25 protein-coding genes are annotated in these 25,072 nt (G+C 49.8%); 16 read left to right on the top strand and 9 right to left on the bottom strand.

From position 1 onward, the window contains the following. Nucleotides 1–17 precede the first annotated feature (17 nt). From ffh to OEY64_00420, 8 genes are all read left to right on the top strand, one after another. Nucleotides 18–1,352, top strand: a complete 1,335-nt coding sequence (gene ffh / locus OEY64_00385) for a signal recognition particle protein (GenBank protein MDH5541395.1) — start codon at nt 18–20, stop codon at nt 1,350–1,352. A 20-nt stretch (nt 1,353–1,372) separates the two neighbouring features. Continuing rightward, a complete protein-coding gene (gene rpsP, locus OEY64_00390) occupies nt 1,373–1,645 on the top strand; it encodes a 30S ribosomal protein S16 (protein MDH5541396.1) in 273 nt (90 codons plus the stop codon). Between the two features lie 46 nt (nt 1,646–1,691). After that, nucleotides 1,692–1,922 (top strand): KH domain-containing protein, encoded by a 231-nt coding sequence (locus tag OEY64_00395; GenBank protein ID MDH5541397.1) that lies wholly within the window; start codon nt 1,692–1,694, stop codon nt 1,920–1,922. A gap of 83 nt (nt 1,923–2,005) precedes the next feature. After that, nucleotides 2,006–2,545: a ribosome maturation factor RimM gene (gene rimM, locus OEY64_00400; protein MDH5541398.1), complete on the top strand. Its 540-nt coding sequence runs from the start codon at nt 2,006–2,008 to the stop codon at nt 2,543–2,545. Beyond that, nucleotides 2,542–3,810 carry a tRNA (guanosine(37)-N1)-methyltransferase TrmD gene (trmD, locus tag OEY64_00405; GenBank protein ID MDH5541399.1) on the top strand — a complete coding sequence of 423 codons (1,269 nt, stop codon included), beginning with the start codon at nt 2,542–2,544 and terminating at the stop codon, nt 3,808–3,810. Before rimM ends, trmD begins: the two co-directional genes overlap by 4 nt. Beyond that, nucleotides 3,807–4,223: a 50S ribosomal protein L19 gene (gene rplS, locus OEY64_00410; protein MDH5541400.1), complete on the top strand. Its 417-nt coding sequence runs from the start codon at nt 3,807–3,809 to the stop codon at nt 4,221–4,223. The genes trmD and rplS overlap by 4 nt, the downstream gene beginning before the upstream one ends. Before the next feature lie 136 nt (nt 4,224–4,359). Next, nucleotides 4,360–5,262, top strand: coding sequence for an ATP-grasp domain-containing protein (locus OEY64_00415; protein ID MDH5541401.1), 903 nt, complete (start codon nt 4,360–4,362; stop codon nt 5,260–5,262). Further along, a complete protein-coding gene (locus tag OEY64_00420; GenBank protein MDH5541402.1) occupies nt 5,259–6,251 on the top strand; it encodes a hypothetical protein in 993 nt (330 codons plus the stop codon). The genes OEY64_00415 and OEY64_00420 overlap by 4 nt, the downstream gene beginning before the upstream one ends. Nucleotides 6,252–6,322: 71 nt before the next feature. On the opposite strand, the gene OEY64_00425 is transcribed toward OEY64_00420, so the two are convergent. From OEY64_00425 to OEY64_00440, 4 genes are all read right to left on the bottom strand, one after another. Then, a complete protein-coding gene (locus OEY64_00425) occupies nt 6,323–7,798 on the bottom strand; it encodes a response regulator (protein MDH5541403.1) in 1,476 nt (491 codons plus the stop codon). Nucleotides 7,799–8,031: 233 nt separating this feature from the next. Next, nucleotides 8,032–9,570: a YifB family Mg chelatase-like AAA ATPase gene (locus OEY64_00430; GenBank protein MDH5541404.1), complete on the bottom strand. Its 1,539-nt coding sequence runs from the start codon at nt 9,568–9,570 to the stop codon at nt 8,032–8,034. A gap of 190 nt (nt 9,571–9,760) precedes the next feature. Continuing rightward, nucleotides 9,761–10,120, bottom strand: a complete 360-nt coding sequence (locus OEY64_00435) for a cytochrome c (GenBank protein MDH5541405.1) — start codon at nt 10,118–10,120, stop codon at nt 9,761–9,763. Between the two features lie 52 nt (nt 10,121–10,172). Beyond that, the gene (locus tag OEY64_00440) at nt 10,173–11,045 is read right to left on the bottom strand and encodes a CPBP family intramembrane metalloprotease (GenBank protein ID MDH5541406.1); all 873 of its coding nucleotides are present in this window, start codon (nt 11,043–11,045) and stop codon (nt 10,173–10,175) included. A gap of 141 nt (nt 11,046–11,186) precedes the next feature. Between OEY64_00440 and polA the strand changes: the two genes are divergently transcribed. Beyond that, nucleotides 11,187–13,853 (top strand): DNA polymerase I, encoded by a 2,667-nt coding sequence (gene polA, locus OEY64_00445; GenBank protein ID MDH5541407.1) that lies wholly within the window; start codon nt 11,187–11,189, stop codon nt 13,851–13,853. Between the two features lie 57 nt (nt 13,854–13,910). Here the strand turns inward: polA and OEY64_00450 are convergent, their stop codons facing one another. Next, the gene (locus OEY64_00450) at nt 13,911–14,105 is read right to left on the bottom strand and encodes a ribbon-helix-helix domain-containing protein (protein MDH5541408.1); all 195 of its coding nucleotides are present in this window, start codon (nt 14,103–14,105) and stop codon (nt 13,911–13,913) included. Between the two features lie 184 nt (nt 14,106–14,289). Between OEY64_00450 and rph the strand changes: the two genes are divergently transcribed. Further along, nucleotides 14,290–15,033, top strand: a complete 744-nt coding sequence (gene rph, locus OEY64_00455; protein ID MDH5541409.1) for a ribonuclease PH — start codon at nt 14,290–14,292, stop codon at nt 15,031–15,033. On the opposite strand, the gene OEY64_00460 is transcribed toward rph, so the two are convergent. Together OEY64_00460 and eno are read right to left on the bottom strand one after the other, a co-directional pair. Next, nucleotides 15,017–15,427: a septum formation initiator family protein gene (locus tag OEY64_00460; GenBank protein MDH5541410.1), complete on the bottom strand. Its 411-nt coding sequence runs from the start codon at nt 15,425–15,427 to the stop codon at nt 15,017–15,019. The two genes, rph and OEY64_00460, sit on opposite strands and share 17 nt — an antisense overlap. A gap of 112 nt (nt 15,428–15,539) precedes the next feature. Further along, complete coding sequence (gene eno / locus OEY64_00465; protein ID MDH5541411.1) at nt 15,540–16,814, bottom strand: phosphopyruvate hydratase; 1,275 nt, start codon at nt 16,812–16,814, stop codon at nt 15,540–15,542. Nucleotides 16,815–16,995: 181 nt separating this feature from the next. Here eno and OEY64_00470 point away from each other — a divergent pair, with 181 nt between their 5' ends. From OEY64_00470 to OEY64_00485, 4 genes are all read left to right on the top strand, one after another. Continuing rightward, nucleotides 16,996–17,817, top strand: coding sequence for a hypothetical protein (locus OEY64_00470; protein ID MDH5541412.1), 822 nt, complete (start codon nt 16,996–16,998; stop codon nt 17,815–17,817). A 5-nt stretch (nt 17,818–17,822) separates the two neighbouring features. Next, on the top strand, nt 17,823–18,203 hold the full coding sequence (gene acpS, locus OEY64_00475) for a holo-ACP synthase (protein ID MDH5541413.1): 381 nt from the start codon (nt 17,823–17,825) through the stop codon (nt 18,201–18,203). 124 nt (nt 18,204–18,327) lie between these two features. Beyond that, a complete protein-coding gene (locus tag OEY64_00480) occupies nt 18,328–18,618 on the top strand; it encodes an HU family DNA-binding protein (protein ID MDH5541414.1) in 291 nt (96 codons plus the stop codon). A gap of 108 nt (nt 18,619–18,726) precedes the next feature. After that, entirely contained in the window at nt 18,727–20,274 is a 1,548-nt protein-coding gene (locus tag OEY64_00485) for an NAD(P)H-hydrate dehydratase (GenBank protein MDH5541415.1), read from the top strand. Here OEY64_00485 and OEY64_00490 read toward each other — a convergent pair. Then, the gene (locus OEY64_00490; GenBank protein MDH5541416.1) at nt 20,263–21,144 is read right to left on the bottom strand and encodes an SCO family protein; all 882 of its coding nucleotides are present in this window, start codon (nt 21,142–21,144) and stop codon (nt 20,263–20,265) included. The genes OEY64_00485 and OEY64_00490 overlap by 12 nt on opposite strands. Nucleotides 21,145–21,354: 210 nt before the next feature. Between OEY64_00490 and OEY64_00495 the strand changes: the two genes are divergently transcribed. Further along, on the top strand, nt 21,355–22,824 hold the full coding sequence (locus OEY64_00495; GenBank protein ID MDH5541417.1) for a DegQ family serine endoprotease: 1,470 nt from the start codon (nt 21,355–21,357) through the stop codon (nt 22,822–22,824). Between the two features lie 197 nt (nt 22,825–23,021). Beyond that, entirely contained in the window at nt 23,022–23,447 is a 426-nt protein-coding gene (queF, locus tag OEY64_00500; GenBank protein ID MDH5541418.1) for a preQ(1) synthase, read from the top strand. 103 nt (nt 23,448–23,550) lie between these two features. Here queF and OEY64_00505 read toward each other — a convergent pair whose 3' ends face one another. Further along, nucleotides 23,551–24,984, bottom strand: coding sequence for an ATP-binding protein (locus OEY64_00505; GenBank protein MDH5541419.1), 1,434 nt, complete (start codon nt 24,982–24,984; stop codon nt 23,551–23,553). Nucleotides 24,985–25,072: the final 88 nt, after the last annotated feature.

A 25,072-nucleotide genomic window follows, 5' to 3' on the forward strand; every position in this document is an offset into this window, starting at 1 on the left:
TTTATAATCCTTCGGTTATGTTTGACCAACTTGAATCGCGCCTTTCAGGGGTGCTTAAGAAAATACGAGGCCTTTCGAAGCTTACCGAATCGAATATGGCCGATGCTCTGCGCGAGGTGCGTCTCGCCATGCTTGAGGCGGACGTTGCCCTTCCAGTTGTAAAGGATTTCATTGCCAGGGTAGAGAAGGAGTCGAAGGGGGCAGATGTCCACAAGTCGCTATCGCCCGGCCAGCAACTTATAAAGATAGTCCACCTTGAGCTTGTGAAACTGCTCGGAGGGGGAACCGCAGAGCTTGAAAGGGCGAAAAAGGGGCCAACCGTCATACTGATGGCCGGTCTGCAAGGCTCAGGTAAAACCACATCGACCGCAAAGCTCGCCCTGCACCTCTCCAAAGAGGGGCTGAATCCGATGATGGTCTCGACCGACGTCTACCGACCTGCGGCAAGGGAACAGCTTGCGGTGTTGGGTGAACAGCTGGGGATACCGGTATTCAGGGGCGAAGGTCTAAGCGATCCGGTAAAGATCGCGAAAGCGTTCTTGAAACATGCGAAAGATGAATCGGCGAACGCTCTATTAATAGATACGGCCGGACGGCTTCAGATAGACGACGAGATGATGGTCGAGCTGGAGTCGATAAAGAAAGTGATAAACCCTACCGAGATACTGTTCGTCGCGGACGCCATGACAGGCCAGCAGGCGGCGGAGGTTGCAAGGATATTCCATGACAGGACACAGCTTACAGGAGTTATCCTCACCAAGCTCGACGGTGACGCGAGAGGCGGCGCGGCGCTGTCGGTAAAATCGGTTACCGGATGCCCTATCAAGTTTTCAGGTATCGGAGAAAAGCCCGAACAGTTCGAAGTGTTCCATCCCGAGAGAATGGCGCAGAGGATCCTCGGAATGGGGGATGTATTAAGCCTTATCGAGAAGGTGGAGAAGGCATCGGACGAAGAGGAGACCGCGAGGCTTGCCAAGAAAATCGGCTCCGGCGATTTCGACTTTACCGATTTCCTCGACCAACTGAAGATGATAAGGAACCTCGGCCCGATGGATCAGGTGATGGGGATGATACCCGGTTTCAAGCCGCCCCCGGGGGCCAATGTGGACGACGGTCAGCTGGATATCGCTGAAGCAATAATTAATTCAATGACAAAAGAAGAACGCAGGTCATATAATATCATCAACGGGAGCAGGAAGAGCCGAATCGCCGACGGAAGCGGAACAACCGTTGCCGACGTGAACCGGTTGTTGAAGCAGTTCGTGAAGATGAAAAAGATGATGAAGAACTTTAAGAAACCAGGGTTTATGGAACAGATGATGTCCATGGGCAGACCCGGTTTCGGAAATTAAACGGAACTTAAGGAGGAATTGTGGCAGTAACATTGAGAATGGCCCGCTTTGGTAGGAAGAAAAAACCTTTCTACCGGATAGTGGCCGCCGACAGACGTTTTTCGCGTGACGGAAGGTATCTTGAAATAGTGGGGACCTACGATCCGGCCAATAAAAAATCGGAGATAAAAAAGGAATCCGCCGAGAAGTGGATCAAGGAAGGCGCAATGCTTTCACCGACGGTAAAGGATATCCTGACAAAGCAGGGTGTCTCGTTCCCGGCTCCCGGCAAGAGTGCCAAAGAGGCGAAATAATCCTGTTGGTACCGTTTCTTTTTCGAAATGAGAGTGGAGGCGCTTCTTGAAAACGCTTATTGAGACTATTGTGCGCGGCATCGTGGATAAACCTGACGATGTCGACGTGAGTGAAATTTACGGCGAAAAAACCACGATCCTTGAACTAAAGGTTGCCCAGGAAGATCTGGGCAAGGTGATCGGCAAGCAGGGGCGAACGGCGAAGGCTATCCGGGCGCTATTAAGCGCGACCGCCGCGAAGAAAAGCCAGCGCGCGGTTCTTGAGATCCTGGAATAACTCCCCGCGTCCCTTCATGTTTATTTGTGTCGGGCTGGCCGGCAGTGGTTCGCCATCCCCGTGAAATGACTGGGAGAGAGTAAATGCGCCGCCCTATAATATCCATAGGACGATTTTTAAAACCGTTCGCCGTGAAGGGCGAGATAAAATTCGAGCCGTACTACCCGGACCAGCTGTCGCACAAGGACATCAAGCCGGGTTTCACTGGCGTTGCCGAAAGCGCCGAGGCCGACGACCCTTTCAATTCAGGCAAAAAAATAAAAATTACCGCCTCCAGGCAGATGAACAGGTTCTGGATGTTCCGGTTTGCCGAATACAACAGCCCGGAGGAGGTTTCGGAGCTGACCAATCTTGATCTCTGGGTGGAGCGCAGCTCTCTCCCTTCATTGTCGAATGACCAGTATCTCGACGCCGACCTAATAGACTGTTCGGTGTTTGACGAGGAGGGGAAGGAGCTTGGCGTCATTTACGACGTGATCATAACCGGCGCGAACGACGTATGGGAAGTTCACGCAAAAGACGGGAAAGAGATAATGATCCCGGTGATCGACGAGGTGGTGCTGAGCGTCGACATCGATGAGGGGAAGATCACCGTTCGTCTGCTGGACGGTCTTCTCGAATGATGCGAATAGATATCCTCACCATATTCCCCTCCATCTTTGATTCGTTTTTGGGGGAATCTCTTCTCTCAAAGGGGATCGAAAAAGGTCTCATTGAGATCCATCTCCACGATATCCGGAAATATTCAACCGACAAACACAGGAAGGTGGATGACATGCCGTACGGCGGCGGAGCCGGGATGGTCATGTCCCCGCAACCGATAGTCGACGCGCTAAGGGGGATAAAGGGGAGCGGCGAACCGGGGAGGACGCTTCTCCTCTCGCCAGGCGGGAAGCCGTTCACACAGGAAACTGCGGAAAGATTCTCCCGCGAAAAGAGACTGGTACTCGTTTGCGGTAGGTATGAAGGGATTGATCAGAGGGTTCGCGACGGTTTTGTGGATGAGGAGATATCGATAGGTGATTTTGTAATGAATGGCGGTGAGGTTGCCGCCATGGCGGTGATAGAGTCGGTGTTCCGGTTGATACCGGGCGCAGTCGGTAGCGAGGAATCTGTCGAGCTGGAGAGCTTTCACAGGAACCTGCTGGAGCATCCGCACTACACCAGGCCGGATGATTTCGAAGGGATGAAGGTGCCGTCGGTGCTCCTCTCCGGCAACCACAAGGAGATAGAAAAATGGAGAGGGGAAAAGGCTCTGGAAAGGACGGAAGCTGTCCGCCCCGATATCCTGGAGAGAGGGCTTGATGAGATAAGGCAGAATATCAAGTTTTCGATGGCGCTTGTCCACTACCCTGTCCTCGGCAAGGAGGGGGAGACGATCACAGGCTCCATCACAACTCTTGATGTTCACGATTTTTCCCGCATAGGGAAGACATACTCGGCCGAAACCGTCTATGTGATCACTCCGGTGGAGGATCAGCAGAGATTGATAAACCGTCTCTGCAGACACTGGACGGATAGCGAGATACTAAAGGAGCTCGACGGAAGGCGGACCGAGGCTCTCGATATCGTGAAGGTGGTCCCATCGGTCGATGCTATGCTGAAGGACGCTAAAAAGAGGGGGCGAAAGATAAAGATACTGGCGACAAGCGCGGTTTTGGCGCCAAACGCGGTATCTCCGGCAAGATGGCTGAAGAGCGTGCAGGAGGGGGAGGAGTGGATAGTCCTTTACGGCACCGCCTACGGCCTTGCCCCGGAGCTGATAGAGAGGGCCGACGCGGTGCTCGAACCGGTTTCCGGGAGGGGTGAATTTAACCATTTGCCTGTGAGGGGCGCTTCTGCTATTATTACAGACCGTTTATTAGGAAATTTGAGGAGACAAAAATGAACCCGATTATCGCGTCAGTTGAGAAAACATATATTAAGAAAAATCCGCCCAAATTCGACATTGGCGACAAGGTAAAGGTTCACATGAGAATCGTCGAAGGGGAGAAGGAGAGAATCCAGGTTGTCGAAGGAATAGTCATCCGCAAGCGCGGTTCCGGCACAAGCGAGACATTTACCGTCCGCAAAGAGTCGCATGGTACAGCCCTTGAGAGGATTTTCCCGATCCATTCCCCCCGTGTTGAAAAGGTTGAAGTGGTCCGCCATAACAAGGTACGCAGGGCGAAGCTCTATTACCTCCGCGACAGGTCTGGAAAATCGGCCCGTCTTACAGAGAAGTTCATCTCCGCTTCCAAGGCCGAGAAAGCAGAAGCCGAAGAACCGGCAGTTGAAGCGCCGGAAAAAGAAGCCGAATAAGGCTTTTCCCTTTTTTTATTCCACCTTTCCCACGTCGGGAGAGGTGCGTCCGTTTGCCGGTGTAAAACCGCATCGGCGTGAATTTCCTGTTTGACGGTTTCTTCAAGCCGTCACTCGGGGTTATGCTAATCGGATAATGAAACTCTTTGTATTCGAGTATGCCTCTGCCGGAGGGGAAGGTGGAGAGCCTTTCCTGAAAGAGGGGACGCATATGCTCTCATCCCTCCTTGGCGACCTTGCGCGTCTCAAGAGTGTGGAGGTCTCCACGATTCTTTCCCCCGAAGTAAAGGGGGCCGATTTTCCGGCACACCGTATCGTAAGACCGATCAGGAATTTCAACCGGGCGGTCGAGGATGAGATGAATATCTCCGGCGCGGTATGGCTCATAGCGCCGGAGACCGGCGGCATACTCATGGATATCACACGGATGGCCGAAGCGATGGGAAAAAGGATAATTGGCTCTACCTCGCGAGCGATCGAACTGTTTAGCGACAAGATGAGCACGGCAAAGAGGTTCGAAGGTCTTGTGCCGATGCCGCGAACGGCAGAGTTGAACGGAAACCTTCCGTTCATACCCGCGATAATAAAACCGGTTGACGGCGCGGGGTGCGATGGGATTTTCAGAGTTGACGAAACTTCCCTCCTCCCATCGGTGAATGGCAGATACATCTGCCAGCCGTTCATTGAAGGCGACACCCTATCAGCAGGTGCGATAGCCGATGCAAAAGGTATAAGGCTTCTTGGAGTATGCAGGCAGGATATTGAAGTTCGCGGACGTGTCACCTTCAAAGGGGTGTCGGGGCCTGTCGAGTATCGGCGCTCGAAAGAGCTGCTCGATATTCTTGGCAGGCTATGGGAAGTCTCGGATCGGCTTGCTGGCTATTTCGGCGTCGATTTCATCGACAATGGGAAGGAGATCATTATCATCGAGGTCAATCCGCGCCTCACTACTTCTTATCCGCTATATTCGAAAAACTTTCCAGGGAACCTTGGCGGGGAGATTCTCTCTGCATGCGGAGCTGAGCTGGTCGTTCAATGAACATATTTTCCCTCGATATCGGCGGCGCATTTATCAAGAGCGCCTATCTGCCTGAAATTGGGAGGCCGAAACAGGGGATACTCCCATTCAAAATGTACAGGGAACCGGAAAGGCTTTTTTCCGTACTGAAGAAACTGAAGCCGAAAACAAAAAATGTCCAAACCATCGTTACCATGACAGGGGAACTATGCGATTCGTTCGCGACGCGCATGGAAGGGGTTCGTCATATCGTCGAATGTTGCGTGACGGCTTTCGGCAGGGAGACGTTGTTTCTCGGACGCCGCGGTGAACTTTTCACTGGCGCACGGGCAAAACGGCTCCACGAGGAGGTTGCTTCAGCGAATTGGGTCGCTATCCCGCTCTTTCTCTCTATGTGCGCCGGCATGAAGGATTTCCTGCATGTCGATATAGGCTCTACGACAACGGATCTGACGCGCGTAAAAGGGGGAGAGATAGCGAACAGAGGCTGGGACGATTTCGGACGCCTGGCAAACGGGGAGCTTGTCTATACCGGATATCTTAGAACTCCGCTTCACTCGGTCTCTGCGAGTGTGACCGTAGACGGAAGGAGCGTCCCCCTCTCGAGCGAATATTTTGCCGTGATGGGCGATGTCTACCTTGCGCTTGGGAGGATCGGCGCCGGGAAATACTCCATCGATACGCCGGACGGCAGGGGAAAAACAAAAGCGGCGGCATTATCCAGGATCGCGCGAAGCGTTCTTTCCGAGCGAGGAGCGCTGGGAGACGTGGCCATCATAGACATGGCGGGACAGCTGGCAAAAGCTCAGAGCGAGACAGTCCTGAAAGCCGCATCCGGGATTGGAGGGGATGTCGTCGTCACTGGAACAGGTTCATTCATCGCGGAACGTTTTGCGCGGAAGGTGGAAATGGTAGAAGGAATTCTGCCGCGCGATTTTGGCGTTTCAGACATCGATCCGTCGCTGGCGCTCGCCTTACTCGCAGGGAAAGGGGTGCTCAAAACGGCCTGACCCTCCATTCTCTTGCGCGGATTAGCGCGGAACTGCGGATTTGCCATGCAGATGGCGCGCCACAAAAGATGTCAGATAGTAAACCTTCTCATACGGGGGAGAAATTCGGTCAAGACTATTGGTTTGGTTGCAAAATCGTTTGCTCCCATAGAGAGTGATTTTTCGCGCCCTTCCATTTGACCGTGACCCGTTATCACGACGACCGGAATATTTTCCAGTTTGGGATTGCTTTTTAGGTCAGCTAACACATCAAAACCGTTCATTGTCGGCATATTCAAGTCTAAAAGGATCAGGTGAATTTGGCGCTCCTTCGCAATTTCAATAGCCTCCCTGCCATTATATGTAACGATCACTTCGACCTCAGGAATGTTCGTGCTTAATATCGATTCCATAAGTTTTGCGTAATTGGGGTCGTCGTCCACAATAAGAGTCACAGGTTTTTCAGTCGGCAATTCAATAAAGAACGTAGTTTCCTTGTTCAATTCGGATTCGGCGTAAAGTCTCCCATTATGAGCTTCCATAATGTCATGTGAGAAAAGAAGGCCAACACCGGTACCTGTTTCACCTTTGGTCCCTTTGGTCGATTTCTTTTGCGTAGAGGTAAATATGGATTTTAAATGTTCAGGCTCAATGCCTATGCCGGTATCTTTTATCGCGATTGTGGACGGTTTGTTTTCAGGAGCGTAAAAAGTGATTGTGTCGCCTTCGCGGCAGAATTTTATCGCGTTGGTAACGATATTTTGTATCACCTCATAAAATAGAACCTTGTCCGCGTAGATGCGAAATTTCTGGGGGATCTCATCAACTATTGTGATCCCTTTTTTTTCTGCCAGGTATTCAAAATGAAAAATTGATTTTGTGACAAGCGTTTTTGCGTCCAGAAATTGCTTGTTCGGTTTTATCTTTCCGGTTTTTATCATGCTTCGATTTAACAGTGCTTCGATAAGAAGGAGCATGTTCTCTCCGGTTTCGATCACTGATTCAAACAGCTGTTTTTTGCCTGTATCCAGCAGATCTGAAATGTCGCGGATGGCAAGCCTGAGAAAATGTATCATTGAGGCAAGCGGAGCCTTTAAGTCATGAGATACAAGGGTTACATACTCATCTTTTACCCTTACAGCATCTTCTGCATTTTTCCTGGAAAGAAGAAGTTCGTCTTCGTACGCTTTTCTTTCCGAAATATCGTGGAACGACAATACGTAGCCTAGCAGTTTGCCATCCTCTTTTATTGAAGTGGAAACATGCGCGACGGGAAATAGAGTGCCATCCTTTTTCGTATACTGTATTTCCGAACGGAATGATTCATTGCCATTATTTAATGCGAGCATAACCTGACAATTTTCAGGAGATATCGAATTGCATTCAGGATCTTTGCATTTTGTTGCCTCAGCGCAACCCTTCCCAAGAAGGTCACCCTCTTTCATCTCCAGCAATTTCAAAGCGGCCGAATTCACATAGGTTATTTTCTTGTTTGGATCTAGAACAATTATGCCGTCGCCTATAACCGACGTAATGTAGCGGTGTATATCCTCATTAAATCCTGACACGACACATCCTTTTCATGAAAAATGCACAGTCCGGCAGTGTGAAAGTATCTCTGTTTGAATAGCGCCTCTCAAATACACCAACCGTTGAACATTTTATCATGTTGCCGACTGGTGCCCAAATAAGTCTATTGATATCTCATGAGAATGTATATGCGCTGTTTATCGGCATGAAACGTAGCGCAACAGTTCTGTTTATGTCTGGCCCTGTGGCTTGATGATGGAAGCTGGTTTCGCTAGACCGCGCGGTACTGAATCGCCTCGGCGACATGCTCCGTTTCGATATTTTCAGTACCTGCCAGGTCGGCTATTGTTCTAGCCACCTTCAGGGTTCTCATGTACGCGCGGGCGGAGAGACCGAGCCTGTCCATCGCGTTCCGTATCAGCTTTTCCGACTGCTCGCCAAGTGCACAATATTTTTTTATCTGTCTTGGCCCCATATCGGAATTGCGGAAAGTCTTTTTTGCAGATTTTTTTCCGCTGTTCTGAGCGCTGAACCTTTCGTTCTGGATTTTATGAGCCGCTTCAACCCTGTCGCGGATCGAACCGGATGATTCGCAGTCGACTTCCGATTTCAGTTCCTGGTATTTGACCGAAGGGACATCGATATGAATATCTATCCTGTCGAGAAGCGGCCCGGATATCTTCTGTCTGTAGCGGTTGATCTGCGGTGGGGTGCAGCGGCACTCCTTGGCAGGGTCGGTGGCGTATCCGCATGGGCATGGATTCATGGCGCAGAGGAGCATGAAGTTCGCCGGAAAGGTTATAGAATGGCTCGCGCGTGAGATGGTGACGTGGCCGTCCTCAAGCGGCTGTCTTAGCACCTCAAGGGCCCCCCTTCTGAACTCCGGAAGCTCGTCGAGAAATAGGACTCCGTAATGGGAGAGCGATACCTCTCCCGGCAGAACGGGGTTGTGCCCCCCGCCTACGAGCCCCGCCTCGGATACGGTGTGATGCGGCGCCCTGAAGGGGCGATGTGGCAAGAGCGACATCCCGTGCGGGAGTAGCCCCGCGACTGAATGCACCCTGCTTGACGAGATTGCCTCGTCGAGGGTCCATGTTGGGAGAATGGTCGGCAGTCTCCTTGCTATCATCGACTTGCCGGAGCCTGGAGGGCCGATCATCAGGACATTGTGCCCCCCGGCGGCGGCTACCTCTATCGCCCGCCTTACATGTTGCTGCCCCTTCACGTCGAGAAAATCGACTTCATCTCTGTAAACGGCGTTGGTCCCCGCGAGGTCGGGAACGGCCGGTATTATCTCTGTTTCGCTGTTAAGCCATGCCACCGCCTGCGCCAGGTTTTCCACAGGGATAACCTCTACCCCCTCTACCACAGCGGCTTCGCGGGAGTTCTCTGCGGGTGTGATAACTGTCCCATGTCCGTTATCCCTGACCGCGACCGAAATGGAGAGCGCTCCGCGAACCGGCTTTACCCTTCCGTCAAGCGCAAGCTCACCGACGAGGTAGGTGTTACTCAATCTGTCGGGTGAGATCACCCCCTGCGCCGCGAGTATTGCCACCGCGATTGGGAGGTCGAACGCGGAGCCTTCCTTCCTTATGTCGGCGGGGGCGAGATTTACGGTTATTCTCTTTATTGGGACGTTGAAGCCGGAGTTCTTTAGCGCGGAGAGTATCCTGTTCTGGCTCTCTTTTACCGCCGCGTCAGGGAGGCCGACGGTTACATATGAAAATACCCCCGGCGTCAGGTCTACCTCCACTTCCACCGGAAACGCCTCGATTCCAAGATGTGAAGCTGAATGAACTTTTGAGATCATGTAGTGCTATTTAACAGTAATAAACATGGAACGGTCAATATGGATTGGAATATTTATTATATGGGACGCCTCTACGGCGGGTTTATGAAATGGGAGATGAAAAAAATGAACGAAAAAAATGCCGAAGCATGCCGGACAGCTAATTCTGTCCGGCACTCCGGTGGATTACTATCAGTTTCTCTTTTCGGGTTTAAAGCGTCTTGAGATAGTCGATTATGTCCGGGATACTGTTGGAATCTATCTTCAGCTTCATTTTTGTTTTGTCCCTTTTAGCGCCGTCTTTCATCCTGCTTTTGAGTTCCTGGGTTTCCTTGTCGTTTTCTTTCCAGACCGCCTGCGGATCTGCTATCCATTTTGTCAGCCATGCGTCGGTATGCCGTTTGGTGATCCCTGCCAAACCTGGCCCCACCTTTGCCTTGTCGTTAATATTGTGGCAAGCGGCACATTTCTTCTTGAATAACTCCTCACCCTTCATCGGGTCTGCTTTCGCTGAAGCGGAAAATGTGAAGAGAAACAGAAGTGTTGTTACAAGAGTAATTAAAGTTTTCATATTGACCTCCTCAACGGAATTAAAATTACATCAGAAGACGGATAAAACAGTTCTATTGGCTATTATAAATCCTATATCGCTTTTTTCCTAAATAGCCATATATGAACGCCACGGGGAGAGCGAGAACCAGTATAGCGATCACCCCTGTTCTCCCGCCGATCAGCGGATCGGCATTCGGGAAAAGGATGAGCCATATGCCGTACGCCTGTGCGTTGAATACACCGTGGGCGAACGAAGCAAGGAGTGTGCTACCAGAGGCAAGCCAGAGAAAACCGAACAGGATACCGAGGAGTGTCAGCACTATCGTAAAGAGCGCCGCTCCGACAAGGCGGTTCTCCTCAAAGGCAAAGCCGAGCAGGAGAACAAAGGGGACATGCCAAAGGCCCCAGATGAATCCGGAAAGGACGAGGGCTCTCCATTCGCCCAAAGGGAGGAGTTTCGGCAACAGGTAGCCTCGCCAGCCGTATTCCTCCCCGAACGAGGGGATGAAGTTCAGAATCGGCCCTGTCAGGAGCGAGGCCGCGAATACGGCGGCGATGATCACCTCTTGAGGCGCGAAGAGATCCTCCTGGGTCATCCCGTATTTTTCGAAAAAACCTTGAAGCGTGAAATCCGGCGCGGCATCGAATATCCACGTCAGTGAATATAACAGCAGAAAAAGTAACGGCATTCCCCCCCAAACATACAGGTAGTATTTCCCATGGCCCCATTTCATGCCGGCATTGCCGAAACCCTCACGCGTGATGAATTTACGGACTATGAAAGCGGAGAGTCCTGGAGAGAACATCAAGGCCAATACCAAAAACTGGATCGTGTGGCTTCTGACTGATGCGTTCCTGTCCGTGGCGAAGAGAAGAACCGCGAGCGTGACCCCGAATACGAATGCAAGGAACCAGGCCAATCCTCTTTTATCCAGTTTTTCCATTCGGAGCCTTCCGAAAAAGAGTTTTAAAGATACAAATATTCTATTTCACGCTCGACAGAAATCAAATTTTCCTCAATCTTGTCTGGCAAAACCGGAATATAGTGTATTGCCTAAAGGGGTGGAGCGGGGGATAATCCGGTGATGGAGAAAAAACGGTTATTCCTTATAGACGCGCCGGGATTCTACTATCGCGCCTTTTACGGACTGAAAGGGAACCTCAGGTCCGCAAAGGGGGAGCCGACGAACGCTGTTTACGGTTTCGTGAAAATGATGGGGAAGATCATCCGCGAGGAGAAGCCAGACGCCGTGGCTATAGCCCTTGACTCAAAAGAGAAGACATTCAGGCACGAGATGTATCCGAAATACAAGGAGAGCCGGATGAAGATGCCTGAAGAGCTGAGCGTTCAGCTTCCATATATCGAAAAGCTGATTGAGGCGTTCCGCATTCCGATACTCAAGGAGAGCGGGCTTGAAGCGGATGACCTCCTCGGTTTCGCGGCGCACAAGGGGGTTGAAGAGGGGTACAACGTAGTCATCGTCAGCGGCGACAAGGACCTGATGCAGCTCGTGGGGGGGAACATCACGATGTTCGACCCGATAAAGGAGAAGTATATCGACTCCGAAGGGGTGAAGGAAAAATTCGGAGTGGAGCCGGGGAAGGTGATCGAGTTTCTCGGGCTTTCGGGCGATTCGTCCGATGACATACCGGGGGTTCCGGGTATCGGCCCGAAGACCGCGTTGAAGCTCCTCGAAAAGTACGGCGACATCGATACCATACTCGCGAATGTCGAGGAGATCGATAAACCGAAGCTGAAACAGTCCCTCATCGATAACGCGGATAATGCCAGACTGAGCAGGAAGCTGGCGACCATAAAGGTGGACCTTGAGATCAAACTCGACATTGAGTCGCTAAAGCTTGGCGAGCCGGATGTTGAAACCCTAAATTCGTTATACAGGGAGCTTGGTTTCAAATCGCTTATAGAAGAGACTAAAACCGCTCCGCGAACGGAAGTGAAAACGGAATATAAAACGGTTCTTGCCGAGGAAGATCTGGACGCGATGATAAAGAGGCTTCGGGAGGCCGGAGGTTTTGCGGTCGATACGGAAACGACATCGGTCGAGCCGATGCGCGCGGAGCTGGTTGGCCTTTCGTTTTCCTGCAGTGAAGGGGAGGGGTATTACGTTCCGATCGGCCACGACTATATGGATGTGCCAAAACAGATTCCGAAAGATGTCGTCATCTCAAAGCTCAGGCCGATCCTTGAGGATGCTTCGCTTGAGAAGTGCGGACAGAATATAAAGTACGACATGATAGTCCTTGCCCGCGAAGGGATACACTTGGCATCTGTATCGTTTGACACTATGATAGCCTCCTATCTGCTTAACGCGGAGGAGAGGAGGCATAACCTCTCGTTCCTTTCGGAAAAATATCTGGGTCACGCTATGATCGAATACGAGGATGTCGCCGGCAAGGGGGCGAAGGAGATATCCTTCAAAATGGTTGAGGTGGAAAAGGCGGCGCACTATTCGGCGGAAGACGCGGATATTACATGGCGGCTTTCTGGGATCCTGAAACCGGAGCTGAAGCGCGAGGGATTGGAGAAGCTTTATTACGAGATTGAAATCCCTGTTATCGGAATACTTGCGCGGATGGAGATGAACGGGATAGCGATAAGCGAAGAGAGGCTTAAGGCATATTCCGTGGAACTCGACAGGAAACTGCAGGAATTGGAAAAGAAGATCTACGATGCGGCGGGGGAAGAGTTCAACATCGCCTCTCCCAAACAGCTCGGGGTGATCCTTTTCGAGAAGCTGGGACTGTCAAAGGTGAGAAAGACAAAGACAGGGATCTCCACAGACCAGAAAACGCTCGAAGCGCTTGCCGGGGAGCATCCATTGCCCGATCTTCTCCTTGAATACAGGATGCTTGCGAAACTCAAGTCGACCTATGTCGACCCCCTCCCCCAGCTGGTGCAAAGTGATACCGGCAGGATACATACTTCATTCAACCAGGCGATGGCGGCGACAGGGAGGCTCAGCTCATCGTCACCGAACCTGCAGAATATCCCGGTCCGCTCAGAGGAGGGGAGGAAGATACGCGAGGCGTTTCACGGCGGCGAGGGGATGCTGCTTATATCGGCCGATTACTCGCAGATAGAACTGCGACTCCTCGCCCACCTGAGCGGCGATCGCCTGCTGGTGGAGTCGTTTCAGCGCGACGAGGATGTCCACGCGCGCACCGCGAAGGAGATCTTCGGCGCGCTTGCAGGTGAATCAGAGGAGATGCGGAGGATAGCGAAGGCGGTGAACTTCAGCATCATTTACGGGAAGACGGCATTCGGCCTTGCCAGGGATCTGCGAATACCGAGAGGCGAGGCGTCTACGTACATCAACGACTATTTTTCACGGTATGCCGGGGTGAGGGATTTCATCGAGAAGGTGAAGGGTGACGCAAGGCGTGACGGCTTCGTGAAGACTATGTACGGCAGGGTGAGATATTTTCCCGACATAAATTCATCTAACAGGACGGTGCGGGAGATGGCCGAACGGATGGCTGTGAATACTGTCGTTCAGGGCTCCGCGGCGGACCTTATGAAAAAGGCGATGATAGCGGTAGACGCCGCATTGAAGGGGAGCGGCGCAAGAATGTTATTACAGGTTCACGATGAACTTATAATGGAGGCTCCTGAAGCGGATATGAAATCGGTGATGGAAACGGTTCGCCCGGCGATGGAATCTGCCGGGAAGCTGGATGTCCCGTTGAAGGTTCAGGTGAGTTTTGCGGATAACTGGGGGAGCCTCCATTAGCGGGTCTTACTTAATAGGCAGGAACCGGCTTTCTGATATCAGATTTAATGCCACTGTTCAAATTTTCTGTGATTCAGCCCTCTTTTCATACTCCAGGAGAAAAAGGGAGATAGACCTTCTTACGATCTCCGATTGTGAAATCCCCAGATCCTTCGCGATCTTCTGAAGCGGTTTGAGCTGGTCGTGGTGCAGATGAAAAGTCCTTGAAACCATGTCTGTTTTCGGCGTGGCCTCGAAAATATTGTTATGCATATTTCTCCCCCCTAATAGCTAAATATTATATTAATAACGAATAATAAAATTCATAACCATATTCTGTTAAATCTATCGGCGCATGTCAACCCCCCCCTATTCAAAAATTTCAGATTATTGTCCAGAGATGTTACATTACCTCACAAAACATTATGAGTTATTGAATTTGGCAGGAGAGGGGAATATGACTGAAGCAGGCAGGGAACGTGACAACGGCAGGAAAGTGGATGAATTAAGGCCGATAATTATTGAAACCGGGGTAAACATGCACGCGGAAGGCTCCGTGCTAATTTCAATGGGGAAAACAAAGGTGATATGCACCGCATCTGTGGAAGAGAGGGTTCCCCCGTTCCTGAAGGGGAGCGGCAAGGGCTGGGTATCCGCCGAATACTCGATGCTCCCCCGCGCGACCAATACGAGGACACAACGAGAAGCGTCAAAGGGGAAGCTCGGTGGCAGGACCATGGAGATTCAGCGACTCATCGGTAGGGCGTTAAGGTCGGTTGTGGATTTTGAAGCTATGGGTGGGGAGACATCCATATTGATAGACTGCGACGTGATCCAGGCCGATGGCGGAACGCGCACTGCTTCCATAACCGGAGGTTTCGTTGCGATGTATCTCGCGTTTGGATCGCTTATCAAGAAAGGCCTGATCAATAAAATACCGGTGCACGATTTTGTGGCCGCTATAAGCGTAGGCATAGTCAAAGGACGTCCAATGCTCGATCTCAATTATGAGGAGGATTATCTCGCAAGCACAGACATGAATGTGGTGATGACCGGAGGTGGGAAGTACGTCGAGCTGCAGGGGACAGCGGAGGAGCATCCTTTCAGCAAGGAAGATCTGGAAGGGATGACGTCGCTTGCGGAGTCCGGAATAATGCGGCTGGTTCAGGTGCAGAAGGAAGCTCTCAAGGGGGTGCTGTAAGCGGAGGTACGGGATCGTTCTTTTCGCTCCCGATATCCCTTGAGCCGTCCTCGTAGAAGCGGAAAACAAGATCGTCTTTGCCGACCATGTTCAATTTTTCCCTGGCGAGCTTTTCGATATTATGGGGATCTTCACGCGCGGTTTTTATCCGGTATTTAAGGAGTTCGTTTTCCTCCTTAACCCTCTTTAGGAGTTCCTTCTCGGAGAGGATTTTCTTTTCAGTTTTGAAAATGTTGCGGAATCCGTCGTCCTTGAAATAGGAAAAGACCGAGACCGCAAGGGCGAGGGCAAGGGTGAAATAGAAAAGGATCTTGGGCCGCAGTCCATGCGTCACCGCGTCGTCTTTTCTGGGGCCTGATGTCTCGTACCCCCCTCTGCCGGTATCAATTTTCATTTGTCAGGAATGTTCTCCGAAAGCGATACAGTTTTGCAAGATTTTACTTATATCCGACTATCGTCTCGCCTCTCTTTTGCCAAACTCAATAGGCCTCACGCGTGGAGGGGTTTTATTTTCCTCCAAAGGCTTTCCTGCCGGGGAAGAGCGCCATACCCCCGAGCTCTTCCTCTATCCGCAACAGCTGGTTGTATTTGGCGACCCTGTCGGAACGGCAAAGCGAGCCGGTCTTTATCTGTCCGGCGTTAACTGCAACCGCGATATCGGCAATGGTCGTATCTTCCGTTTCCCCTGAGCGGTGGGAGATTACAGTCGTGTAACCTGCCCTGTGCGCTGTTTCGATTGCGTTCAGCGTTTCAGTCAGTGTGCCTATCTGGTTTACTTTTATCAGGATCGAATTCGCGACCCCCTTGCTTATCCCTTCCTCGAGGATTTTCGAGTTTGTCACGAACAGGTCGTCGCCAACAAGCTGTGTTTTGTCGCCAATCGCGTCGGTTAGATTTTTCCATCCGTTCCAGTCGTTTTCCGCAAGGCCGTCCTCAATTGAAATTATCGGATACTGATTGACCCAGCTCTCGTAGAGCTTGACCATCTGGTCGCTGGAAATACTTTTCCCTTCGACTTTGTATTTCCCCCCCTCGTAAAATTCGGAAGAGGCGGGGTCCAGCGCTATCAGAAAATCCTTCCCGGGCTTGTATCCCGCCTTTGTGACCGCTTCGAGCACCAGGTCGACTGCTTCAGAGTTTGATTTAAGGTCCGGGGCAAATCCCCCTTCGTCACCTACGCTTGTAGATAATCCCTTCTTCTTCAACACGCTTTTAAGCGTGTGAAAGGTCTCTGCTCCCATCCTTAGCGCGTCGGCAAAACTTTTCCCGCCAACCGGCATGATCATGAACTCCTGGAAATCGACGTTATTGTCCGCGTGGCTCCCGCCGTTAAGAATGTTCATCATGGGGAGAGGGAGAAGATGAGCGTTGGCACCGCCGATGTACCTGTATAACGGGAGGCCGGAATATTCGGCCGCCGCCCTGGCAACAGCAAGCGAAACGCCAAGCAGGGCGTTGGCCCCCAACTTTTTCTTGTTTTCGGTTCCATCAAGTTTTATAAGGAAATTATCGATGTCCACCTGCGCGGTCGCATCCATGCCGAGCAGACGTGGGGCGATCTTTTCATTGATGTTCTTTACCGCTTTTACTACACCTTTGCCGACATACCTTTTTTTATCGTTGTCCCGCAGTTCGATAGCTTCACGCTTTCCTGTGCTTGCTCCGGAAGGGACAGCGGCCCTTCCAGCCGAACCATCTTCAAGAAAGATGTCGACTTCGACCGTCGGGTTTCCTCTGGAATCAAGGATTTCCCTTCCGATAACATCTACGATTTTGCCCATTTTCCCTCCACTCGAAAAGTTGCTTTTCCGGCACAATTATCGGCCTTACTGACCAGTTTATCGTAAATCCCCCCTGATAACCATCACGCTATCCTGCAGATAAAGAGATTTACAATAAATTTCAGTTGAATGCTAAAATATAAACTATAAATGTTTCTGTGTGAGGAGTCGATAAGAAGAAATGTCGGAACTTAAAAAGGGTCCAAGCGGAAGCGCGTTGCGCCTCATCAGGGAGGAGAAGATCGCCTTCAGGAGGTTCAAGGACGAAGTCCGCAAATTCCGCGTCCTTTTACCCTACATTTCCGGCCGCTCCGGGATGCTGGAAAAAAAGATCAGCCACCTGATGGAGCACAGGGAGAAGGAAGAGGGAACCTTAAAGCTCATCGAAGAGAAGCTGGAGAAAAACGTAAAGCGGCTCCGAGTTATAAGCAAAAAAGAGAAGGAGTATTTCACCAAGAAAGACGAGCTTACGCAAAGATATAAATCAATGCTTGCCGGCGATTTTTCCAGAGACGAAGTCCCATCACTTGAGGGTGCTTCCGTGGAGGAACTAAGAAAGGGGAAGGAAGATCTGTTAAATTCACTTTCAGGCAAATTTGAAAAAATAGAAGCCGAGATAGAATCCCTTGGCGCAGAGAGGGTGGAGTTGCTGGCAAAAAGAGATAGATACAGCTCCAGGAAAGCAAAGCTGGAGACAAAACTCGAAAGGGTAAGGGAAAAAGTGGCTTTGTACCGGTTTGACATTCAGAAAAACATACTGGAATTGAATAACCATCTTGGAAATGAGCGGGAGATAAAAAAGCAATACGCGGAGATTGTTGATAACATGAAAAAGAGCCCCAAACTTTCCGAGTGGGGGAACAAGGTTTTCAGGGAGGCATTTTCCACAAAGATGCCCGACAAAACCATCATTGAACTGAAGGGCTCCATTGGTGGGCCGCGCGATGTCATCAGCTCAGTCAGTGATGATTCACTCTCTTCCGATAATTCCTCTCTTCATTAATAAAGATGATCCTTGGCCACGGAATTGATGTAGTCGAAATTCCGCGGATGCAACGGATAATCGAAAAATACGGCGAAAGGTTTTTGGAAAAATATTTTGATGTTTCCGAACTGGAGTATGCGCGTGGTCTCAAAAATATCGCGCCTTATTTCGCTTCAAGATTTGCCGCCAAGGAGGCTTTTTCAAAAGCGTCAGGAACCGGGTTTACAGGTTTTGGATTCAAGGATGTTTTTGTAACGCGGGAAAGCGGCGAGCCTCCGAAGTTTGGATTTTCTGAAAAGCTGAAAACGGTTCTTCCCGGAATCAGGGAATCGGACTTTTTTTTATCCATCTCGCATGAAAAAAAAGTTGCCGTTGCATCCGTGATTTGGGTTCAAAAAAAGTAAAATTAACTTGCGGAAAATGCCTGTTTTATGTAATCTATCGCAGATTTCGATGGTCGAAAAGCATTTAAAAGTATGGTTGATAGGTTGGTAAATATTTTTTTCAAGAAGTAGGGGGTAAATTTAAATGGCCGGGAAAGCAATGACAAAATCCCAGATAGCTGATCACATCGCGAAAAACGCGGAGATCACCAAAAAACTTGCACTCGACATCATGGAGTCGATTGCAGAGTTGGCATATAAAGAAGCAAAAAACGGGTTTACCTTACCTGGGCTTGGCAAGCTTGTTATCCAGAACAGGAAAGCGCGCATCGGAAGAAATCCTCAGACGGGTGAAGAGATCAAAATTCCTGCAAAGAGAGTTCTAAAGTTCCGCATTGCAAAAGCTTGCAAAGATTCAGTTCTCGCTAAGAAATAATTTACTTTCGTAACACGCTGTTATCCGGGTGTTTCGATTTATGACTATCGAAACCCCGGGTGGCATTTAAAGATATTCCGCTACTCGCATAAGGTAAAATAGCGTGAAATGCTAAAAATTTTATCTACCGCGCAGATTAGGGAAATTGACCGCGCTTCAATTTCTGATTACGGCATACCCGAAACCATCCTCATGGAGAACGCGGGGATTCGCTCGTTGAAATTCCTTAAAAAGGTCTATGGGACGCTTACCGGTATGCGGGTGGCTGTTTTTTGCGGAAAAGGGAATAACGGCGGAGACGGCTTCGTTATCGCCCGGCATCTCCTCCTTTCCGGCGTCGAGGTGACTGTTTATCTTCTTTCGGAGCAGGCCGCTCTCAAGGGGAACGCCCGGCTGAACATGGAAATATTCCTGAAGATCGGGGGGCGGATAAAAGAGCTTGTTTCCGAGGTGGATATCAAAAAACATACGATTCCGCTAAGGCATTCGGATATTTATGTGGACGCCATGCTAGGCACGGGAATCGCCTCGGAGCTCAAAGGGATCTACCTCGCGGCTGTACGCAAAATAAACGAATGGAAAAAGTTTGTCCTGGCCGTAGATATTCCGACCGGTATCTGCTCGGACAAAGGGACCATATATGGAGATCATGTAAAAGCTGATGCGACAATTACGTTTGGTTTTCCAAAAAAAGGGATGATCTTTTTCCCGGCGGCGGAATCGGTGGGGACATTGGAGTGCGCGAATATAAGTTTTCCGCCTGAGCTTCTGGAATCTTCTCCATGTGAAGCGTTCCTTCTTGACGGTGAATGGGTATCGAAATTTCTAGGAAGGCCGTCGCCATCCGCTCATAAAGGGAATTTCGGCCACGCAGTTGTCTGCGGTGGATCACCCGGCATGGGCGGGGCAGTTGGACTTGCCTCTCTTTCAGCCCTTAAAGTCGGCGCTGGACTTTCAACAGCCGTTGTTTCACCGGAACTGTCACGTTTGTTTGAACTCTCCATCCCTGAGGTAATGTCTTTTCCGCTGAACGGCAACTACGATGAGGCATATGCTGAAAGTCTCCTTGCGTTCGCTTCCGGCAAATCATCCCTGCTTATCGGGCCCGGTATGGGGAAGAGCGGCAACGTCAAGGGATTCGTTGAAACGGTTATTAAAAAGTCTGAGGTTCCGCTGGTGATAGACGCGGATGGCCTGAACGCCATCGCGGGATCGCCTGATATCCTGAAAAATTCCAAGGCGCAGGTTACGGTAACTCCGCATCCGGGGGAGATGGGGAGACTGACTGGAATGAGCGCCGCCGAAGTTAACGAAAAAAGGCTCGAGGCGGCAAAGGAGTTTTCGGAAAAATATGGTTGCGTGACCGTATTGAAAGGGGCGCGAACGGTTATCGCCTCTCCGGGCGGAATACCAAGGGTAAATCCAACGGGGAATCCGAATCTTGCAAGCGGCGGTACCGGCGATGTTCTGGCAGGCATGGTGGCAGGTTTTATTGCGAGGGGAATTGAGCCGACCGATGCCGCTACCGTGGCTGTCTATTTACACGGGCTAGCGGCTGACATTTATTCCGTTGAAGTAGATGATTATTCTTTGTCGGCTTCGGATCTCGTCAGAAATATAGGTAAAGCGATAGCCAAAGTTTCCTCAGGGTCTTGATTGTCTGCCAGACTCTTTTTCTGTCTGGATCTCCAGCTTCTTTCCTGTCAGCAGGATTTTGATATCGTTTATCACTTCCCAGAGATTGTAGTTCATCCCCTTGTAGATTCGCACTACTTCACCTGATCTGTCCAACAGGAAAGTGCGAACGCTGTGATCATATGCCTGCTCCTTTTCGTTCCATATAAAGATGATTCCATACTTTGCCGCAATGTCTGCGATATCCCCCTTTTTCCCGGTAAGAAAAGCCCAGCGCGAAGGATCAGACTCCCATAACGCGGAGTACTCTTTAAGCATGGTGACGGTGTCTACATCCGGATCAAAGGAGACGGTAACAAGCTGAATATCGGCTCCGAGCCGGTCTGGAAACTTTCTCCCGATAAAGTTCATTCTTTTTGTTAATAACGGGCAGTGGCCATGCCTGCATTCTAGATATATAAAGGATAAAAGGACGATCTTCCCCTTGTACTGTTCAAATGTGATCCGGTTACCATCCTGGTCGATGAGGTAGCCGACGCGCGGAAGTCCGTCGTCAAGGAGGTATTCGCTTTCGGATCCAGATTGATTTTCATCAATTTGTTCTTCGGATCCGGTCTCAGGTGGATTTGCCTCATCCTGCATTTCGGGAGATTCGGCAATTTCGTCGCTTATGAAACTGTTTGAGTCGTCGGGCCTGAACACCCGTTCCGGTTCGGGTTCTTCAACTTCGGCTTCTTTCAGAATTATCAGACCACTCGACCCCTCTTCGATCGAGTTTTTGACGCCGTTCGTTGATTCGGCGTCTTCAGCGCCGGCAATTGGAGTAAAACAGTAAAAAAGCGCGCATAGCACCGCAACAGCCGCCGGATAAATCCTCTTCACTTTACTCATTTTCACAGTGAATGATAAACCAATACGCAAAACAAAAAAAGGAGAATGTATTATGAGCGTTTAAAGTCCAAACATGTAATATCTAAAAAATCGTACTATAATGGACAACAGCAAATTGATAGACTGTTTGCAGGTCGGTCGTATAATGGAAATCAGATGACAACGCCAAAGATGTTTTTTCATTGGATTCGGAATTACTGGAGGATTGAAGTGAGTAGAAATATAACTTTGAAAAAATATAAGTTTGTAATTGCGATAGCTCTAGCGGTTTTCGCAGGTTATTTTTTCTCCGATATAGGCCGGGAGGAAAAAGGGAAAGCAAGCGCGCAGACTGCTACCCAGATAAACAGCGAAAAGAATATTTTCGTCGGCATCGCGAAACGTGAAAAGCTGAAAGTTGTGAACATCTATACCACTTCAACTCCAAAACAGAGTCAGGTTCCCCACGGAGGGGGCGGACCGGGGGATCCGAACTGGGAGTTTTTCGAGCGCTTTTTCGGCGGTCAGATGCCTTCAGTACCGAGGCGTTCGCTTGGCTCCGGCTTTATCATCGATAAGGAGGGATACATCCTCACGAACAACCACGTAGTGGAAAAGGCCGATGATATCTCCGTAAAGATGTTCGACGGCAAGGAATATAAGGCCAAGGTTATCGGTACCGATCCTGAAACCGATATCGGACTCATCAAGATTGAGCCGAAGGAAGATCTCCCCGTTGTCGAGTTCGGCGATTCGGACGGCCTTGAAGCTGGTGAATGGGTGCTTGCCATCGGAAATCCCTTCGGTTTGACCCATACGGTAACGGTAGGTGTGGTGAGCGCGCTTAACCGCGACATAGGCGCGGGGAAATACGACAATTATATTCAGACGGACGCTTCAATAAATCCCGGCAATTCGGGAGGACCACTTTATAACATCGACGGCAAAGTTGTTGGCATCAACGGCGCAATCCTCCCCGGCGGAGGAGGGGGAAATATAGGCATCGGGTTTGCCATACCCATAAATATGGCCAAGCTGATACTGAATGATCTCAAGTCTGCAAAAGGTGTCAGCCGCGGATGGCTCGGCGTGGTTATCCAAAAACTGACCCCCGAATTGAAAGCGGCATTAAAACTCAAGGTGGAACATGGCGCTCTCGTTGGGGACGTGACGAAAAACGGACCGGCTGAGAAAGCCGGATTGCAAAGAGGAGATTTGATAACGAAATTCGGGGATTCGGAGATCGCCGATTACCATATGCTCCCACGCGTAGTAGCCTCTCACAAACCCGGAGCAAAGGTAGACGTTACAGTCATAAGGAACGGGAAAGAGCAAAAGTTCAAGGTAAAACTTGGCGATCTAAAGGCGGCATTTGAGGCCAAAGGTAGAGAAGCTCCCCAAGAGGAAGAGCAGTCCAGCAATCTTGGGCTTCTGGTAAGGACGCTTACTCCGGATATGCAGAGGAGATACGGACTGAAAACGGACGCAGGCGTGTTGGTAGCGGAAGTTCAGCCAAGCGGGGCCGCTTCAAAAGCAGGCATACAGCCTGGTGACATTATTGAAGAAGTCAACAGGAAGCCGGTAAAGACTGCCGAAGAGTTTAACAGTGTTGTTTCAAGGATAGAAAAGGACGAGCCTATTCTGCTGGTTGTAAGGCGAGGGGAGTCCTCTAATTTTGTTATTGTCTATCCGAATCAATAGAACTGCGGTTTTTTTAGCACAATTGTCAGCCCACAGTCTGCGGACTGTGGGCTGATTAAATATGTCTTGTCTCCGAATCGGGCAGGTTGAAAAGGTGTTATAACCGTTCTTGCCGTAGCGGCCGGGTTTCCAAAGGGAATTACGGCATTTGCCGCGGTATTTCATTGCAAACAGTGAATTGAAGGTCTGGAAGAATAATGGGTGATTACCACAGGAATCTGAAAGCTCTGGGCGAGGGGAAAACGGAATATCAGTACGATAATCCCACTGCGAACATACTTGAAACATTTCCTTCGCCGATAAGCGAGACCAATCAATCTGAGATCGTCATCGAGGCGCCTGAATTTACATCGCTCTGTCCCGTGACCGGCCAGCCGGATTTCGCAAGAATCGTCATTGCCTACACCCCAGATAAATTGTGCGTTGAAAGCAAGTCGTTGAAACTTTATCTGGGCGCTTTCAGAATGCACCGGGGATTTCACGAGGAGTGTGTAAACAGAATAGTAGACGACCTGGTAAGCGTGCTGAATCCCGTGAGAATAAGAGTCGAAGGGCAGTTTACTCCGAGAGGGGGGATAAAGTTATGGCCTTCGGTAACATGGGAGAAAAAAGGGGCTTCCTGACAGCGAATTGTTCCTTGATTATGATTGACGGCTCCGTACTTCTTGCAGCCGGGCACCGTGTCAGTTTTTAACTTCGTTTTTAATGACGGGGCTAAAGAGTCTGTTACAGATCGAAACTGAGAGTTATCTGGTTCCCTTTTTCATTGAATGATATCCCGGACGCAAATGTGCGAATCAGTATTATTCCGCGACCATGAGTCTGCATGATATCGTCAACGTCTTCCTTTTTCAGGAAATATTTCCAGTCGAATCCAGGTCCTTCATCCTTTATGGAGTATACCGCTCTTCTGTTCTCATAATGGTAATTTATTAAAACCTTTCGGCTCATATATGGCTCCGCCTGTCTCCGTTCATTGAACATGGCGTTGAATTTCTCAAAACTTTCGTCTTTGAGTTTTGACGGAACCTCAAGGTTTCCGTGCACTATTGCGTTTGTTATCGCTTCCTCTACTGCCAGTTCAACCGACCGTTTTTTAACGTTTTCCCCCCTGTCGGGCAAAAGGCTTGTAAGAAAAAGAGTTGTAGGCATGATATGAACGGGATCGTTTGGCAGGGTGATGGACTTGTTTTCATAGTCCACAAAATCGTAGATCGCTTCAATCAACTCGGTGGATTTGTATTTTTTAGCCGCCTCGGAGAAGCGGTTGACTATCCATTGCGCGTCATCCTTGTCCTTGATGCCGATGCTGTCAGCATGTTCGAGAGCGAAAATCCTGATTTCTTCATTGAATTTTCTCTCCTCTTCAATGGCAATATCCCTTTCGATCTTTCGTGTTTTCAGTATTTGGGCGGTATTTTGAACCTGGTCTACCAGTATGCCGATCTCTTCGGTCCTCGGTTCCGGAAGAACGGCATTAAAGTTCTCATGTTTGATCAACTCTATTGCCCCCGCGATCCTGTTTATAGGGTAAATAATATGGCGCGATAAAAGACGATAGAATCCAACCGAAAGAAGAATGAAGAGCACGGCAACCTCAAAGGCGATCTGATAGACAATCTCCCGCGCCTCATGGTTTCGCTCCTTGAGGTCGAAAATGAACTCCGCGACACCTATCACTTTTCCCGGCGGTATTGGTTCGTCATTCAAACCGTGGTGGCATTTTTGGCACGTCTCGTCGGAAAAGAAGGGGGTGAGCAACCTTAAGGAATCTCCCGACAATCCGATATACTCGCTCATATTTCCGTTCATGATATTTTCTTCTATTTCATCCTTTGGAATTTCTCCATCACGGACTCCGTACTGGCTCTGGACATATTTGCTCCTGACCATCCTGAACTCAAAATTCTTGACCTCTTTGAATTTGTCGACAGTATTTCTTATCTCAGTCTGGTCACCGGTGTTCATCATCACTGAAAGAAGCCCGGATTTGATCAGTGCAACAGCGGTATAGGCCTCCTGTTCAATATTCGCAATATCGCGCTTGTTAATTGAGTATGGAATAAGAAATGATAGGGAAATGATTCCGAGAATGGCGATCGCGAACAAGACCTGAAGCATCTTTATCCGCAATTTCGGCAATTTTTTTAGTAACTTCAACCTACCCCTCACTTAATAAATACATATATATGTCATTATAAATATACCATTTAGGGGGCCGGTATGGAATGAATCGTTATGCTTGACT

The sequence above is a fragment of the Nitrospinota bacterium genome, assembly GCA_029881495.1.
In the GTDB taxonomy this organism is placed as follows: domain Bacteria; phylum Nitrospinota_A; class UBA7883; order JACRGQ01; family JACRGQ01; genus JAOUMJ01.

Bases quoted from the DNA above. Each gene is read 5' to 3' on its own strand.
- OEY64_00480 (MDH5541414.1), top strand. From the start codon at position 18,328: ATGGCCGGGAAAGCAATGACAAAATCCCAGATAGCTGATCACATCGCG.
- OEY64_00415 (MDH5541401.1), top strand. From the start codon at position 4,360: ATGAAACTCTTTGTATTCGAGTATGCCTCTGCCGGAGGGGAAGGTGGA.
- OEY64_00485 (MDH5541415.1), top strand. From the start codon at position 18,727: ATGCTAAAAATTTTATCTACCGCGCAGATTAGGGAAATTGACCGCGCT.
- OEY64_00440 (MDH5541406.1), bottom strand. From the start codon at position 11,045: ATGGAAAAACTGGATAAAAGAGGATTGGCCTGGTTCCTTGCATTCGTA.
- queF (MDH5541418.1), top strand. From the start codon at position 23,022: ATGGGTGATTACCACAGGAATCTGAAAGCTCTGGGCGAGGGGAAAACG.
- rimM (MDH5541398.1), top strand. From the start codon at position 2,006: ATGCGCCGCCCTATAATATCCATAGGACGATTTTTAAAACCGTTCGCC.
- OEY64_00470 (MDH5541412.1), top strand. From the start codon at position 16,996: ATGTCGGAACTTAAAAAGGGTCCAAGCGGAAGCGCGTTGCGCCTCATC.
- rph (MDH5541409.1), top strand. From the start codon at position 14,290: ATGACTGAAGCAGGCAGGGAACGTGACAACGGCAGGAAAGTGGATGAA.
- OEY64_00450 (MDH5541408.1), bottom strand. From the start codon at position 14,105: ATGCATAACAATATTTTCGAGGCCACGCCGAAAACAGACATGGTTTCA.
- rplS (MDH5541400.1), top strand. From the start codon at position 3,807: ATGAACCCGATTATCGCGTCAGTTGAGAAAACATATATTAAGAAAAAT.
- trmD (MDH5541399.1), top strand. From the start codon at position 2,542: ATGATGCGAATAGATATCCTCACCATATTCCCCTCCATCTTTGATTCG.
- ffh (MDH5541395.1), top strand. From the start codon at position 18: ATGTTTGACCAACTTGAATCGCGCCTTTCAGGGGTGCTTAAGAAAATA.
- OEY64_00490 (MDH5541416.1), bottom strand. From the start codon at position 21,144: ATGAGTAAAGTGAAGAGGATTTATCCGGCGGCTGTTGCGGTGCTATGC.
- OEY64_00430 (MDH5541404.1), bottom strand. From the start codon at position 9,570: ATGATCTCAAAAGTTCATTCAGCTTCACATCTTGGAATCGAGGCGTTT.
- eno (MDH5541411.1), bottom strand. From the start codon at position 16,814: ATGGGCAAAATCGTAGATGTTATCGGAAGGGAAATCCTTGATTCCAGA.
- OEY64_00435 (MDH5541405.1), bottom strand. From the start codon at position 10,120: ATGAAAACTTTAATTACTCTTGTAACAACACTTCTGTTTCTCTTCACA.
- OEY64_00460 (MDH5541410.1), bottom strand. From the start codon at position 15,427: ATGAAAATTGATACCGGCAGAGGGGGGTACGAGACATCAGGCCCCAGA.
- OEY64_00420 (MDH5541402.1), top strand. From the start codon at position 5,259: ATGAACATATTTTCCCTCGATATCGGCGGCGCATTTATCAAGAGCGCC.
- polA (MDH5541407.1), top strand. From the start codon at position 11,187: ATGGAGAAAAAACGGTTATTCCTTATAGACGCGCCGGGATTCTACTAT.
- acpS (MDH5541413.1), top strand. From the start codon at position 17,823: ATGATCCTTGGCCACGGAATTGATGTAGTCGAAATTCCGCGGATGCAA.